Annotated in this window: 12 protein-coding genes; 5 read left to right on the top strand and 7 right to left on the bottom strand. The window is 61.8% G+C overall.

The genetic code is table 11. The annotated features are described in order from the left end of the window. Positions 1–259: 259 nt before the first annotated feature. The 3 genes from DV532_RS16535 to DV532_RS16525 all read right to left on the bottom strand — a co-directional run bounded on the left by DV532_RS16535 (position 260) and on the right by DV532_RS16525 (position 3,668). Positions 260–922 (bottom strand): lysoplasmalogenase, encoded by a 663-nt coding sequence (locus DV532_RS16535; protein ID WP_082477055.1) that lies wholly within the window; start codon positions 920–922, stop codon positions 260–262. Between the two features lie 195 nt (positions 923–1,117). Further along, entirely contained in the window at positions 1,118–2,443 is a 1,326-nt protein-coding gene (gene aceA, locus DV532_RS16530) for an isocitrate lyase (RefSeq protein ID WP_012273289.1), read from the bottom strand. A gap of 490 nt (positions 2,444–2,933) precedes the next feature. After that, positions 2,934–3,668, bottom strand: coding sequence for a secretin N-terminal domain-containing protein (locus DV532_RS16525; RefSeq protein WP_056803294.1), 735 nt, complete (start codon positions 3,666–3,668; stop codon positions 2,934–2,936). A gap of 226 nt (positions 3,669–3,894) precedes the next feature. Between DV532_RS16525 and DV532_RS16520 the strand changes: the two genes are divergently transcribed. Further along, a complete protein-coding gene (locus DV532_RS16520; protein WP_056803291.1) occupies positions 3,895–5,337 on the top strand; it encodes a SulP family inorganic anion transporter in 1,443 nt (480 codons plus the stop codon). Between the two features lie 68 nt (positions 5,338–5,405). Here DV532_RS16520 and fusA read toward each other — a convergent pair whose 3' ends face one another. Then, positions 5,406–7,517, bottom strand: a complete 2,112-nt coding sequence (gene fusA / locus DV532_RS16515) for an elongation factor G (protein ID WP_056803288.1) — start codon at positions 7,515–7,517, stop codon at positions 5,406–5,408. Positions 7,518–7,590: 73 nt separating this feature from the next. Further along, the gene (locus tag DV532_RS16510) at positions 7,591–8,016 is read right to left on the bottom strand and encodes a hypothetical protein (RefSeq protein WP_056803286.1); all 426 of its coding nucleotides are present in this window, start codon (positions 8,014–8,016) and stop codon (positions 7,591–7,593) included. A gap of 214 nt (positions 8,017–8,230) precedes the next feature. Between DV532_RS16510 and DV532_RS16505 the strand changes: the two genes are divergently transcribed. Further along, complete coding sequence (locus DV532_RS16505) at positions 8,231–8,533, top strand: hypothetical protein (RefSeq protein ID WP_056803283.1); 303 nt, start codon at positions 8,231–8,233, stop codon at positions 8,531–8,533. Positions 8,534–8,536: 3 nt separating this feature from the next. Here DV532_RS16505 and DV532_RS16500 read toward each other — a convergent pair whose 3' ends face one another. Both DV532_RS16500 and gcvA read right to left on the bottom strand, forming a co-directional pair. Then, entirely contained in the window at positions 8,537–9,787 is a 1,251-nt protein-coding gene (locus DV532_RS16500; RefSeq protein ID WP_056803280.1) for an aspartate aminotransferase family protein, read from the bottom strand. Positions 9,788–9,977: 190 nt separating this feature from the next. Next, positions 9,978–10,874 (bottom strand): transcriptional regulator GcvA, encoded by an 897-nt coding sequence (gene gcvA, locus DV532_RS16495; RefSeq protein WP_056803277.1) that lies wholly within the window; start codon positions 10,872–10,874, stop codon positions 9,978–9,980. Between the two features lie 255 nt (positions 10,875–11,129). On the opposite strand from gcvA, the gene DV532_RS16490 reads away from it, so the two are divergent. The 3 genes from DV532_RS16490 to DV532_RS16480 all read left to right on the top strand — a co-directional run bounded on the left by DV532_RS16490 (position 11,130) and on the right by DV532_RS16480 (position 13,850). Beyond that, positions 11,130–12,512 (top strand): amino acid permease, encoded by a 1,383-nt coding sequence (locus tag DV532_RS16490; protein WP_056803275.1) that lies wholly within the window; start codon positions 11,130–11,132, stop codon positions 12,510–12,512. Between the two features lie 57 nt (positions 12,513–12,569). Next, complete coding sequence (locus DV532_RS16485) at positions 12,570–13,067, top strand: PaaI family thioesterase (RefSeq protein ID WP_056803270.1); 498 nt, start codon at positions 12,570–12,572, stop codon at positions 13,065–13,067. Between the two features lie 87 nt (positions 13,068–13,154). Beyond that, positions 13,155–13,850, top strand: a complete 696-nt coding sequence (locus tag DV532_RS16480) for a glutathione S-transferase N-terminal domain-containing protein (RefSeq protein WP_056803268.1) — start codon at positions 13,155–13,157, stop codon at positions 13,848–13,850. Positions 13,851–13,860: the final 10 nt, after the last annotated feature.

The following is a 13,860-nucleotide window of genomic DNA, read 5'->3' as shown; positions in this document are numbered from 1 at the left end:
AACCCGGTGCAAGTAAAATTTCTGTCGCAAATTTATTCGTAGGATTAAGTACAAAACCCGCTCGTAACCAGCTGAAAGCCTTGAGATTCGGGCATTGGGTGCGATTTTGTTAATTATGTTTCTTGCCACTGGTAACGAATTATAATCTTCGTAATGATAATTAATATCATTTAACCTGCTGCCGTATATTTCCCTTGTTCTGCGCCTTGTAAAGATCATCTGGCGAGTCCCCCTACTTGCAAATGGAAAAACGCCTTTTCTAACAGCTGCCAACGCTGCGTGCTCCGCTCTGGGTCAATACTTTGTCGATTGAACGATGTCTGGCGGAGGTTGCGATCGCCCACTGACCGAGCCAGTAGGTGAGGATAATCAAGTACGGCGCGGCGGCGAACGGGCTGACGAAGCGGTCGATACCGATCAAGCTGTCGGAGCATACGAACAGCGCGGCACCAAGTGCAGCCGGCCCGCTGCAGGCCAGCGCGCGCCAGAGCATGGCGCTGATGGCCAAAGCGTAGAGGGCTACTGGAATCAGCAGCGGGCCGAGGTCGTGGCTGGCGAGTACGCTAAACAGGCTGACCCCGGTAATGGCGCTGAGCGCCAGCGCGGGCGAGGCCGGGCGCAGGGTTATGCTGCAATAGGCGCGCAGGTAGGCCAGGTGGGCGCAGAGGAAGGCGACCAGGCCGAACACGAACAGGTCGGCGGGTATGGCCAGCAAGATGTCGCCCAGTACCGAGAAGGCCAGGCCGATAGAGATCCACTTTCGATAGGGTGAGGCGGGGGCGCTGCGCAGCCAGGCGATCAGCGCCAATACGGGGAAGGGTTTGACCGTCAGGCCCAGCAGCGTGTTGTTGCTAGCCTGTGCATATATATAGAGGGCAGCGGCGGCCAGGGCGAGAATCATCAGGTGGCTTGGGCGAGGCATGGGCGGTCCTTGCTGCGATGCTGCCTCAAGCATAGACCTTATCCTGGGATCTGCTTTGCCTGTGCCGGCCCTGTCGCTGAAGTACTGGTGCAGTAGCGGTAGGCGCGGGTTTACCCGCGAAAGGGCCCGGCCAGGCAAAAACAAAGGCCCAGGGCTTTCGCAAGCCCCGGGCCGTTGTTCACCAGCAACCCACTATCAGTGGAACTGCTCTTCCTCGGTCGAACCGGTCAGCGCAGTCACCGACGAAGCCCCACCCTGAATCACAGTGGTCATGTCGTCGAAGTAGCCAGTGCCCACTTCCTGCTGGTGCGCCACGAAGGTGTAGCCTTTGCTGGCGTCAGCGAATTCCTGCTCCTGCAGCTTCACGTAGGCGGTCATGTCGTTGCGGGCGTAGTCGTGCGCCAGGTTGAACATGCCGTGCCACATGTTGTGGATGCCGGCCAGGGTGATGAACTGGTGCTTGTAGCCCATGGCCGACAGCTCGCGCTGGAACTTGGCGATGGTGGCGTCGTCCAGGTTTTTCTTCCAGTTGAAGGAAGGCGAGCAGTTGTACGACAGGATCTGGTCCGGGTATTCCTTTTTAATCGCTTCGGCGAAGCGGCGGGCTTCGTCCAGGTCTGGCTTGGCGGTTTCGCACCAGATCAGGTCGGCGTATGGCGCATAGGCCAGGCCGCGGGAGATCGCCTGGTCGAGGCCAGCGCGTACCTTGTAGAAGCCTTCACGGGTGCGCTCGCCAATCACGAACGGCTGGTCGTACGGGTCGCAGTCGCTGGTCAGCAGGTCGGCGGCGTTGGCATCGGTACGGGCGAGGATGATGGTCGGTACGCCCGAAACGTCAGCTGCCAGGCGCGCAGCCACCAGCTTCTGTACAGCTTCCTGGGTTGGCACCAGCACCTTGCCGCCCATGTGGCCGCATTTTTTCACCGAGGCCAGCTGGTCTTCGAAGTGCACGCCAGCGGCGCCCGCCTCGATCATGTTCTTCATCAGCTCGTAGGCGTTCAGTACGCCACCGAAACCGGCTTCGGCGTCAGCCACGATCGGCGCGAAGTAATCGATGTAGCCTTCGTCGCCTGGGTTCTTGCCGGCTTTCCACTGGATCTGGTCGGCGCGGCGGAATGAGTTGTTGATGCGCTTGACCACGGTCGGTACCGAGTCAACCGGGTACAGCGACTGGTCCGGGTACATCGATTCGGCCGAGTTGTTGTCGGCGGCAACCTGCCAGCCGGACAGGTAGATGGCCTGGATGCCAGCCTTGACTTGTTGCACTGCCTGGCCGCCGGTCAGGGCACCCATGCAGTTGACGAAATCTTTTTCTGGGCGGAAGGACGGGTGGGCACCTTGGGTGACCAGCTTCCACAGTTTTTCTGCGCCTTGGCGAGCCAGGGTGTGCTCGGGCTGCAGGGAGCCACGCAGGCGAACGACATCAGCGGCGGTGTAGGTACGGGTCACGCCTTTCCAGCGCGGGTTCTCGGCCCAGTCTTTCTCGAGGGCTGCAATTTGCTGTTCGCGTGTCAGTGCCATGGAAATAAACCTCGTCGCATCGATCTTGGGTTAATTGTGCTGATGCTCGGAGCAAATCAGGAGCCAGGCGGCTGTCCTGTTCGCAGGAGTGCGGCGGCGAACGCGAAGGCTCGAAGGGGAAGGGTGTGCAGCTTAGGCGAAAGGGCGCTCCGGCAGGTTGGCTCGTGGTTGCCTTGCTGCGGTGCTACGCGATTGCCTGGACTGCGGTGATGCGCTTCCGTCCCTCGGGACAACTTCTTCGTTGCAGTCGCAATCCCGTCGAACCGCCTTGTGGGCCGTATAGACACGAAGCGCCTCCAGGGGTGAGAGGAGCGCGCCTCGAAGGCCCTTGCCAGGGCCCCTGATTAGCGGGAGCGAGGCCATCATGCCCTTGGGAAAAAGACCCTGTCAAATGTTTTGTAGTGCTTTTTTTCACTTACTACATCTTTGGTCTAATACGACTTGTTAGTCAGTTTCAAGGCCTTTGGTCGAGGCCTTGAATTGCCTGGCATCAGTCGACAAGGTCGACTTTTACCCGCAAAGTCATGTTTTCACCGCGTTGGGTGCTGTAACTGTGGCTTGACCCGCTGCGCTCAGCTTGGCTCTGCTGGTTATAGCCCGCCAGGGTGATCCATTCGCCGAGCCTGCCGGTAACCGTCGTGTCGGTACTTTGCACTTTCACTACATCTGCACGTTCCTGGCTGATGCGGTCATTATTGCTGCTTATTTGCAGACGAACCGTATCACCGCTCAGGCTCGGGGTGACGTAAAAACCCTGGGTCACGTTCCGGTATTCGGTGTTGCTCTGGATGCGCCCGTAACCGTCAGTGCTGGTGCTGGTAATCGGGATGCTCTGGCCAACCTGGATCAGCGCTGGCTGGCCTTCGCTGGCTTGTATCTGCTGCATGCCGCCGTCGCGGTTGCTGGTGCCGTAGTGGATGACCTGCGCGTTGCCCCGGTTGTCCTGGAAGTTACTGTCGTTGTTGTCGACGCTGATCAGCAGGCGCTTGGGGGCAGTGTCCAGTTGCAGCAGCACGGTGCGCAGGTCGTCGATGCGCTCGGGGCTGGCGTTAACGATCAGCTTGTTCTCGAACGCGCTGACCGTGCCGTCCTTGCCGATGAACGCCTGCGCTGCGGGCAGCAGTTCGGCGCTACTGCGGTGCTGCAAGGGCACGACCTCGGTGGCGGCGTGGGCGGTGAGGCTGGCGACCAGCAACAGGGAAGCAAAAACGGGGCGTAGCGGCATGTCCATGATCTCCGCGAGGTGAAACCGCCATGATGGCACATGAAACTATAGGCCTTGCCAGGCCGCTGCAGAACATTGCGCGGTGGCCGCTGTCAGACAAATTCCGTAACATCCGCCCCTCGATTTTAATCCGCTCTAAGGGCCGTACCGGTGCCTGGGGTACACCAGCGCCCCCGGGGCAGCGGGGAGTGCTTCTGGCTGCTGTTCGGCTTCACACAGGACTTTCATGAAACCCGCCCGACTCCGCGCCGACCTGCTCGCCGGCCTGACCACCTCGTTCGCCCTGGTGCCCGAGTGCATCGCTTTCGCCCTGGTGGCCCACCTCAACCCGCTGATGGGCCTGTATGGCGCCTTCATCATCTGCACACTGACTGCCGTGTTTGGTGGGCGACCCGGCATGATTTCCGGCGCTGCCGGCTCGATGGCGGTGGTGATCGTCGCGTTGGTGGTGCAACACGGTGCGCAGTACCTGCTGGCCACGGTGCTGCTGGGGGGCGTGGTGATGATGCTGTTCGGCCTGCTGCGCCTGGGCAAGCTGGTGCGCCTGGTGCCGTACCCGGTCATGCTCGGTTTCGTCAACGGCCTGGCGATCGTCATCGCCATGGCCCAGTTGGAGCACTTCAAGCAAGGTGAGCGGTGGCTCAGTGGCACACCGCTGTACCTGATGGTGGGGTTGGTAGCGTTGACCATGCTGGTGGTCTATGTGCTGCCGAAGCTGACCCGCGCGGTGCCGCCAGCGCTGGTGGCGATCCTGGGTGTTGGCGTACTGGTGTACCTGCTCGACCTGCCCACGCGTACCCTTGGCGATATGGCGCAGATTGCCGGCGGCCTGCCACAGCTGGCCCTGCCGGACGTGCCGTGGAACCTTGAAACCTTGACCATCATCGCCCCGTACGCCTTCTTGATGGCCATGGTCGGCCTGCTGGAAACCCTGCTCACGCTTAACCTGACCGATGAAATCACCGAAAGCCGTGGCTTCCCAGACCGCGAGTGCGTGGCGCTGGGTGCGGCGAACATGGTTTCGGGGTTGTGCGGTGGCATGGGGGGTTGCGCGATGATCGGCCAGACCGTGATCAACCTCAGTTCAAATGGTCGGGGGCGGTTGTCGGGGGTGGTGGCCGGGGGCATGGTCCTGCTGTTCGTGCTGTTCCTGGCCCCGCTGATCGAGCGCATTCCGCTGGCAGCGCTAGTCGGGGTGATGTTCGTGGTGGCGCAGCAGACGTTCGCCTGGGCGTCCTTGCGGGTACTGCACAAAGTGCCGCTGAACGATGTGCTGGCGATCATTGCGGTCACCGTGGTCACGGTGTTTACCGACCTGGCCGTGGCGGTGCTGTTCGGCATCATCATCGCGGCCCTGAACTTTGCCTGGCAGCATGCTCGGGAGCTGTATGCCGACAGCCATGAGGATGGGGCCGGCGGCAAGCATTACCAGGTGCATGGCACGCTGTTCTTTGCCTCGACCACCACGTTCCTCGAGCAGTTCGACGCAGCCAACGACCCCGCCCGGGTCACGCTGGACTGCCAGCATTTGAGCTTTGTCGACTACTCGGCGATTGCTGCGTTGCAGACGTTGCGTGAGCGCTATGCCAAGGCGGGCAAGCATTTGCGCGTGGTGCACGTGTCGGAACGGTGCAAGAAGCTGTTGAAGCGGGCTGGGGAGCAGCACTGAGAAGGTTGGTTGCCTGTGTCGGCCTCTTCGCGGGCGCGCCTGCGAAGAGGCCGGTGTAGGAGAAGGGTTTATTCCCCGCGGCTCTTTTTGACGATGGTATCGGCAATGCTCGCCGGGGCCTCGGCATAGCGGGTGAACTCCATCGAGAAACTGGCCCGGCCCTGGGTCATCGAGCGCATCGAGGTGGCATAACCGAACATCTCGCCCAACGGCACCTCGGCACGGATCACTTTGCCGGCCGGCGTTTCGTCACCGTCCTGAATCATCCCGCGGCGCCGGCTAAGGTCGCCGAGGATATCGCCCTGATACTCCTCGGGCGTCACCACCTCCACCTTCATCACCGGCTCCAGCAACACCGCGCCGCCTTTCTGTGACAACTGCTTGGTGGCCATCGAAGCGGCGATCTTGTACGCCATTTCGTTGGAGTCGACGTCATGGTACGAGCCGTCGAACACCGCCGCTTTCAGGTTGATCAGCGGGTAGCCGGCGAGCACGCCGTTCTTCATCTGCTCCTCGATGCCCTTCTGGATCGCTGGGATGTACTCACGCGGCACCACGCCACCAACGATTTCATTGATGAATTCCAGGCCTTCCTTACCCTCATCGCCCGGGGCGAAGCGGATCCAGCAATGGCCGTACTGGCCGCGGCCGCCGGACTGACGGACGAAGCGGCCCTCGATCTCGCAGGTGTTGCGGATTTTTTCGCGGTAGGCCACCTGTGGCTTGCCGATATTGGCCTCGACGTTGAACTCGCGGCGCATGCGGTCGACGATGATGTCCAGGTGCAGCTCGCCCATGCCCGAGATGATGGTCTGGCCAGTTTCTTCGTCGGTGCGCACGCGGAAGGACGGGTCTTCCTGGGCCAGCTTACCCAGGGCGATGCCCATTTTCTCTTGGTCGGCCTTGGTCTTCGGCTCCACCGCCACGGAAATCACCGGGTCGGGAAAGTCCATGCGCTCGAGAATGATCGGCTTGTCCATGTCGCACAGGGTGTCGCCGGTGGTCACGTCCTTCATGCCGATCAGCGCGGCAATGTCGCCGGCGCACACGTCCTTGATTTCGGCACGCTGATTGGCGTGCATCTGCACCATGCGGCCAATGCGTTCCTTCTTGCCCTTGACCGAGTTGAGCACCGCGTTGCCGGAGCTGAGCACCCCGGAATACACCCGGGCAAAGGTGAGCGTGCCGACGAACGGGTCGGTGGCGATCTTGAAGGCCAGGGCCGAGAACGGCTCGCTGTCGTCAGCGTGACGCTCCAGGTGCTTCTCTTCGTCATCCGGGTCGGTGCCGCGGATGGCTGGAATTTCCGACGGTGCGGGCAGGTAATCGATGACCGCGTCAAGCATCAGCGGCACGCCTTTGTTCTTGAACGATGAACCGAGGATGGTCGGCACGATTTCGTTGTTCAGTGTGCGTTTGCGCAGCCCGGCCTTGATCTCTTCGATGCTCAGTTCTTCGCCATCGAGAAACTTCAGGGTCAGTTCGTCATCGGCTTCGGCAGCCGCCTCGATCATGTGTGCGCGCCATTCGTCGGCCAGCGCCTGCAGCTCGGCGGGGATGTCTTCTTCGCGATAACTGGTGCCGTGATCGGCGTCGTTCCAGTAAATGGCCTTCATTTTCACCAGATCGATCTGGCCGATGAAGTTCTCTTCGCTGCCGATGGCCAACTGGATTGGCACTGGGTGGTGGCCCAAGCGCTGGTCGATCTGCCGGACCACCCGCAGAAAGTCGGCGCCCTGGCGGTCCATCTTGTTGATGTAGGCCAGGCGCGGCACATGGTACTTGTTGGCTTGGCGCCACACCGTTTCGGACTGTGGCTCTACCCCGTCAGCGCCGCTGAACACCACCACTGCGCCATCCAGTACGCGCAGCGAGCGCTCCACCTCGATGGTGAAGTCAACGTGGCCGGGCGTGTCGATGATATTGAAGCGGTACTTGTGGGCGAACTGCTTGCTCGAGCCCTGCCAAAAGGCAGTGGTCGCCGCCGAGGTGATGGTGATGCCGCGTTCCTGCTCCTGGGCCATCCAGTCCATGGTCGCGGCGCCATCGTGCACCTCGCCCATCTTATGGTTGACCCCGGTGTAGAACAGGATCCGCTCGGTGGTCGTGGTTTTGCCGGCGTCCACGTGGGCGACGATGCCGATATTGCGGTACAGCTCGATGGGCGTTGTGCGGGCCATGGCGGACTACCTGCGGGTGGGCGGATTCCCCCACGTTAGCAGACCGGCAGAATCCTGCCGTGCCGCCGGGCCGTCAGTCAACCTGTGCCTGCAGCATCCACTGGCCATCCACTTCGCGGGCCAGGCCGCTGGCTGGTAGCAGGGCCAGCAGGCGTGTGTGCAAGGTGGCTTCGGTGAAGGTTTTGAGGGTGCTCAGGTCCAGGCTGCCGACCAGGTTGAGGTCGGCCTTGGTGTACGACAGCCAGGCCTTTTTCAGGGCCTGGGCGACATCGCTGCCGGAGGTGCTGGCGAAGCGACGGTGCCACTGGCGGCCGTCGAAGGTGAAGCTGTGGGCGTGGCTGTAGGTGCTTTCGTCACCACCTTCGCTGCAGCGGTGGCACTGGCACGGGCCTTCGCCGAAGGCGTTGCGCAGGTAGTTGTTGAAGTCCACCACGGGCTTGAGGGACAGGCGTTTGTCGACTTCGAACAGGTCGGCGATCAGGGGTTCTTCGGCGCTCACTCGGGATCCTCGTGTGGTGTGGCGTGCATCGGCGGGCACCCTAACAGATCAGGCCCTTCAGATCACCTGTTGCAGGCCCCACCGCATCGGCCTCAAGCCTGGTGCAGTACCTGTGGGGGCTGGCTTGCCGGCGATGAGGCCGGTAGAGACAACGGAGACCGCCTGCCGTACTCTACGCGCCCATACGCCTACCCACCCACCGAGGTAACCCCGCTTGAGCACCAAGTACCCGTACATCGCCACCGTCACCATCAGCGCCGAAGACCGCGGAGGGGATACCGAAGCCTCGGAAAACCCCAACATGCGCGTTGGCCTGGAGGCGGTGACCGAAACCCTGAAAAAGGTGCATTTCGTCGGTACGCTCGCGGCGCCGGAAAAAAACGCCACGCACATCTGCGTGACCCTGGAGAACGGCCTGACCTACTATGGCCCGATCGTTAACGGCCACGCCGAACTCGAAGGCGGCTGGATTGCCTTCGAGTCCGACATGCTCACCCCGCAAGAGCTGGGCTTGTAAGCTTCAGCTCAGTTCTGCCAGGCACTGCTCGAGGATATCCAGGCCGTCTTCGAGCACGTCGGCCTCGATGGTCAGCGGTGCCAGCAGGCGGATGATGTGCCGCGCCTTGCCGCTGGGCATCAGCAGCAAACCCTTCGCCCGCGCCGCCTCCATCACCTTGGCCAATTGGGCCGGTGCTGGGCTGCCGTCGGCGTTGACCAACTCGATGCCGCGCATGGCGCCCACGCCAGTCAGGCGGCCAATGAACCGGCTCAGGCCCGAGGCCTTCCAGCGCTGATGGCGGCTGACAATTGCCTGCTCCTGGCGCTCGCCCCAGGTGGCGAGGTTCTCGTCGGTCATTTGCGCCAAGCTAGCCAGGGCCGCCGCACAGGCGATCGGGTTGCCCGAATAGGTGCCGCCCAAGCCGCCCTTGGGCAGCGCCGCCATGAGCTCTTTGCGCCCAACCACCGCACCTAATGGCATGCCGCCGGCAATGCTCTTGGCTAGCAGCAGCAGGTCGGGCTCGATGCCCAGGCGCGGGAAGGCAAAGCGCTGGCCGGTGCGGCCGAAACCCGATTGGATCTCGTCGATGATGATCAGGATCCCGTGCGCGTCGCAGAAGCGGCGCAGGGCTTGGGCGAAGGCGGGGTCGAGGGCGAGGAAGCCGCCTTCGCCCTGCACTGGCTCGAAAATGAACGCGGCCACGTCCTCAACGGCCAGTTCGACGCTGAACAGGCGGTCCATGGCCTTGAGGGCCTGCTCGCAGGTAACCCCAGTGTCGGCGCTGGGGTAGGGCAGGTGGTACACCGGCCCAGGCAGTTCACCGACCCGTTGCTTGTACGGGGCGACCTTGCCGTTGAGGTTCAGGGTGGCCAGGGTGCGGCCGTGGAAGCCGCCGTCAAAGGCGATGATGGCGCGCTTGCCGGTAGCGCCACGGGCCACTTTCAGGGCGTTTTCCGCCGCTTCCGCGCCGCTGTTGGTGAGCATGCCGGCCAGCGCATAGCTGACCGGTACGAACTGGGCCAGTTGCTCCATCAGCGCCAGGTACGGGCCGTGCGGGGCTGCGTTGAAGGCGTAGTGGGTCAGGCGGCTGGCCTGGGCCTGGATCGCCTCCACCACCGCCGGGTTGCAGTGGCCCAGGTTGAGCACGCCGATGCCGCCAACGAAGTCGATGTAGCGTTTACCGTCGGTGTCCCACACTTCGGCATTACGGCCATGGGAAAGTGTGATCGGGTGAACGATGGCAATGGATTGGCTGATACTTTCCTGGTTCATGGGGCACGCGGACCTTGTTCGAGTTTCTTATTATCCAAGCGTGCCGGCGGGTTATTCCGCAAACGAATTATTCGATTGCGGTCATTCCATGGATTCATGAATTGGTCATTAACAGGTTCGCCACAGGCCCGGGCAGTGTGCGATCCCTGTAGGGGCGGGTTCGCCCGCGAAAAGGCCGGCACAGACGGCATCAATCCCCCTCTGCCACCCGCTCCCGAATCCACTGCACAAAGGCCCTGATCTTGGGCACTTCGGCAGCATGCTCGGCATGCGCAATGAAGTGCCGGCCATTGCTCGCCACTGGATGGTCCCAGGCCACCACCAGCTTGCCTTCGCTCAGTTCCTCGGCCACCAGGTAGCGTGGAATCAGGGCAATGCCGCAGCCGGCGATGGCGGCGCGGATGCACAGGTAGAACGTGTCGAAGCGCGGCCCGTGGTAGCTGTTCTGGCTGTGCAAACCCAGCCCCAGGAACCATTCGTGCCAGGCCTCCGGGCGTGACACGCACTGCAACAGGCGGTGCTCGGTTAGCGCCTGGGCGCTGTCGAAACGGTGGTTGGCCAGTAGCTGCGGGCTGCACACCGGCAGCACTTCTTCACTGAACAGCTCGATGCAGGTTGCCCCAGGCCAGGTGCCTTGACCAAAGAAAAACGCAATATCGGCTTTGGCCTGGACCAGGTCGAACGGCTCCAGTTCGTTGCGAATGTCCAGGTGAATACGCGGGTAACGGTCGCCAAAGCCCTTTAGCCGAGGTACCAGCCAGCGCGCGCCGAAGGTGGGCTGGGTGGCGATGCGCAGCACTTCGGTTTCGTCGCCGTAACTGAGGATGTAGCGGCTGGAAATGTCGATTTGGGTGAGGATCTTGTTCACTTCGGTGAGGTACAGCGCGCCGGCTGGGGTCAGGTGCAGGCGCCGGCGAATGCGCTGGAACAGCGAGTGCGACAGCATGTCCTCGAGCTGCGCCACCTGCTTGCTGACGGCGCTCTGGGTCAGGTGCAGTTCCTGGGCCGCGCGGGTGAAGCTGAGGTGACGGGCGGCCGCTTCGAAGCACTGAAGGGCGGTGGTCGAAGGCATCAGGCGTTTGGACATGACGGGCAAATACCGAGCAAAAAAGGAAGGAGTTCATTCCGTAATGGAATCATGTGTTTCGAAAAGGTCGTTTGTTGACCCTGCCCTATAGATTAATACTGACCTGGATCAACGATTACAACCGGTCGTGCGAAGAGGAGGTCAGTACCCGCTTTCGGCATCTGCAAAACAACAACAACGATTATCAGAAATTTATAAGAATTCTGCTCCAACCTTCAGCCGCCTCGCTGCGGCCGACCCATTCGAGGGTTCTTCATGGCTTCGCTAGACAACAAGAAACAGCGCTCCCTGCAGCACGGCCTGACGTCCCGTCAGGTTTCCATGATCTCCATTGCCGGTATCATCGGCGCCGGCCTGTTCATCGGTTCCTCCAACGCCATCGCCACCGCCGGCCCGGCCATCCTCATTTCCTACGCCATGACCGGCCTGCTGGTGCTGCTGGTGATGCGCATGCTGGGCGAAATGGCCATCGCCAACCCTAACAGCGGTTCGTTCTCCACCTATGCCTCCGAAGCCATCGGCCCTTGGGCAGGCTTTACTATCGGCTGGCTGTACTGGTGGTTCTGGGTGTTGATCATTCCGGTCGAGGCGATTGCCGGCGCCGATATCCTGCATGCCTACTTCCCCGGTGTGCCGTCCTGGCTGTTCGCCTTCCTGATCATGCTGGTGCTGTCGGGCACCAACCTGATCAGCGTGAAAAACTTCGGTGCCTTCGAATATTGGTTCGCGTTGGTCAAGGTGGTGGCGATCATTGCCTTTATCGTGGTCTGCACCCTGGCGGTGTTCGGCGTTTGGCCGCTGGCCGAAGTGTCCGGGGTCAGCCGGCTGTGGGACAACGGCGGTTTCATGCCCAACGGTTTCGGCACCGTGCTGGGTGGCGTGCTGATCACCATCTTCTCGTTCTTCGGCGCGGAAATTGTCACCATTGCCGCAGACGAAACCGCTAACCCGAAAGACAAGATCCGCCGTGCCACCAACCTGGTGGTGTACCGCATCGCTATCTTCTACTTGGCGTCGATCTTCCTGGTGGTATCGCTGGTGGCTTGGAACGACCCGCAGCTCAAAGCAGTCGGTTCGTTCCAACGCGTGCTGGAAGTGCTGAACGTACCGGGCGCCAAGCTGTTGGTTGACCTGGTGGTGCTGGTGGCCGTTACCAGTTGCATGAACTCGGGGCTGTACACCGCGTCGCGCATGCTCTATTCGCTGGGCGCCCGTGGCCAGGCGCTGAGCGTGACCAAGCGCATTTCCGGTTCGGGCGTGCCAACCGTGGCGGTCATCTTCTCTACCCTGGCCGGCTTTGCCGGGTGCTTGGTCAACTACGTGTTCCCAGGCAAGGTATTCGGCTTCCTGCTGTCTACCACTGGCGCCATTGCCTTGCTGGTGTACCTGGTAATTGCCGTGTCGCAACTGCGCATGCGTGCCCGTGCCGAGCGTGAAGGGCGGCCGCTGGAGCTGAAGATGTGGCTGTTCCCGTGGCTGACCTGGCTGGTGATTGGCACCATTGTCATGGTGCTGGGCTACATGCTGTTCAGCGATGCCTACCGCTACGAGACGCTGATGACCGCCGGGGTAACCGCGTTCATCCTGCTGGTTTCGCTGACCCAGCGGCGCGCCAAGGTGGTTGCCCAGACCGCCTGATGTTTCTGCTTTAATGGGGGCGTTGCGCGCCCCCATATCTATAAGCACAGGAAGCGTATGAACGACCATTCCCTTTCCCTTCAGGCCCTGGCTGCGCCGGATGGCACCTGCTACGGCTGCGGTTGCTCCCACCCCAGCGGCCTGCACCTGCAAAGCCACTGGGACGCCGACGGCATTCACCTGGTGTGCCGGCACGCACCCGACAGCACCTTTATCGGCTGGCCCGGCCTGGTCTACGGTGGCCTGTTGGCAATGCTGGTCGACTGCCACTCCAACTGGACAGCCATGGCTTACCACTACCGCAACGAAGGCCGCGAACCGGGTAGCCTGCCACGCATCGACTGCGTCACCGGCACGCTCAACCTGACCTACCTGAAACCTACGCCAATGGGCGTCGAGCTGTTGCTCAAGGCGCGGGTGGAAGGCGAAGTGGGGCGCAAGAGCCGGGTGATATGTGAAGTCTGGGCCGACGATGTGCTGACCGTGGCCGCCGACTCGGTGTTCGTCCGGGTCGATACCGAAAAGCTAAAGCTCAAGGCCCACGGGCAAGCCTGAACCGCCCGTGCAGATGAGTGGCCGGTGATGGTCAGCAGCCGGGGATGTCTCTACAGTGATGGGTTCATTCCCCAGGCAAGGCTGATCATGACCGATCTCAGTGCGTTCCCCGTTACCCACAAGTGGCCCGCCAAATACCCCGAGCGCTTGCAGCTGTATTCGCTGCCCACGCCCAATGGGGTCAAGGTGTCGATCATGCTTGAAGAGATTGGCTTGGCCTATGAAGCGCACAAGGTCAGCTTCGACAATGATGATCAGCTGAGTCCCGAGTTCATTTCGCTCAGCGCCAACAACAAGATCCCCGCCATCCTCGACCCCAACGGCCCGGGCGGCCAGCCGCTGCCACTGTTCGAGTCGGGGGCGATCCTGCAGTACCTGGCGGAGAAAAGCGGCCAGCTGCTTAGCCAGGACCCTGCACAGCGCTACCAGACCTTGCAGTGGCTGATGTTCCAGATGGGCGGTATCGGGCCGATGTTCGGCCAGGTCGGGTTCTTCCACTTCTTTGCCGGCAAGGAATATGAAGACAAGCGCCCGCGGGACCGTTATGTCAACGAATCCAAGCGCCTGCTCGGTGTGCTGGACCGGCATTTGAAAGGCCGGCAGTGGATGGTCGACGAATACAGCATTGCCGACATCGCGATATTCCCCTGGGTGCGTAACCTGGTGGAACGTTACGACGCCCGTGAGCTGGTGGGCTTTGATGAGTTCAGGGAAGTGCAGCGGGTGCTGGCGGTGTTTCGCGAGCGGCCGGCGGTGCAGCGCGGGCTTAAAATCCCCGGCTGAACAGGCACCA

It is taken from the genome of Pseudomonas sp. Leaf58 (genome assembly GCF_003627215.1).
In the GTDB taxonomy this organism is placed as follows: Bacteria; Pseudomonadota; Gammaproteobacteria; order Pseudomonadales; family Pseudomonadaceae; genus Aquipseudomonas.
Note: the sequence above shows the minus strand (reverse complement) of the source record. Positions and strands in the feature narration are given on the sequence as shown.

Coding starts and splice junctions, on each gene's coding strand:
- DV532_RS16535 (WP_082477055.1), bottom strand. CDS start 922: ATGCCTCGCCCAAGCCACCTGATGATTCTCGCCCTGGCCGCCGCTGCC.
- aceA (WP_012273289.1), bottom strand. CDS start 2,443: ATGGCACTGACACGCGAACAGCAAATTGCAGCCCTCGAGAAAGACTGG.
- DV532_RS16525 (WP_056803294.1), bottom strand. CDS start 3,668: ATGCCGCTACGCCCCGTTTTTGCTTCCCTGTTGCTGGTCGCCAGCCTC.
- DV532_RS16520 (WP_056803291.1), top strand. CDS start 3,895: ATGAAACCCGCCCGACTCCGCGCCGACCTGCTCGCCGGCCTGACCACC.
- fusA (WP_056803288.1), bottom strand. CDS start 7,517: ATGGCCCGCACAACGCCCATCGAGCTGTACCGCAATATCGGCATCGTC.
- DV532_RS16500 (WP_056803280.1), bottom strand. CDS start 9,787: ATGAACCAGGAAAGTATCAGCCAATCCATTGCCATCGTTCACCCGATC.
- gcvA (WP_056803277.1), bottom strand. CDS start 10,874: ATGTCCAAACGCCTGATGCCTTCGACCACCGCCCTTCAGTGCTTCGAA.
- DV532_RS16490 (WP_056803275.1), top strand. CDS start 11,130: ATGGCTTCGCTAGACAACAAGAAACAGCGCTCCCTGCAGCACGGCCTG.
- DV532_RS16485 (WP_056803270.1), top strand. CDS start 12,570: ATGAACGACCATTCCCTTTCCCTTCAGGCCCTGGCTGCGCCGGATGGC.
- DV532_RS16480 (WP_056803268.1), top strand. CDS start 13,155: ATGACCGATCTCAGTGCGTTCCCCGTTACCCACAAGTGGCCCGCCAAA.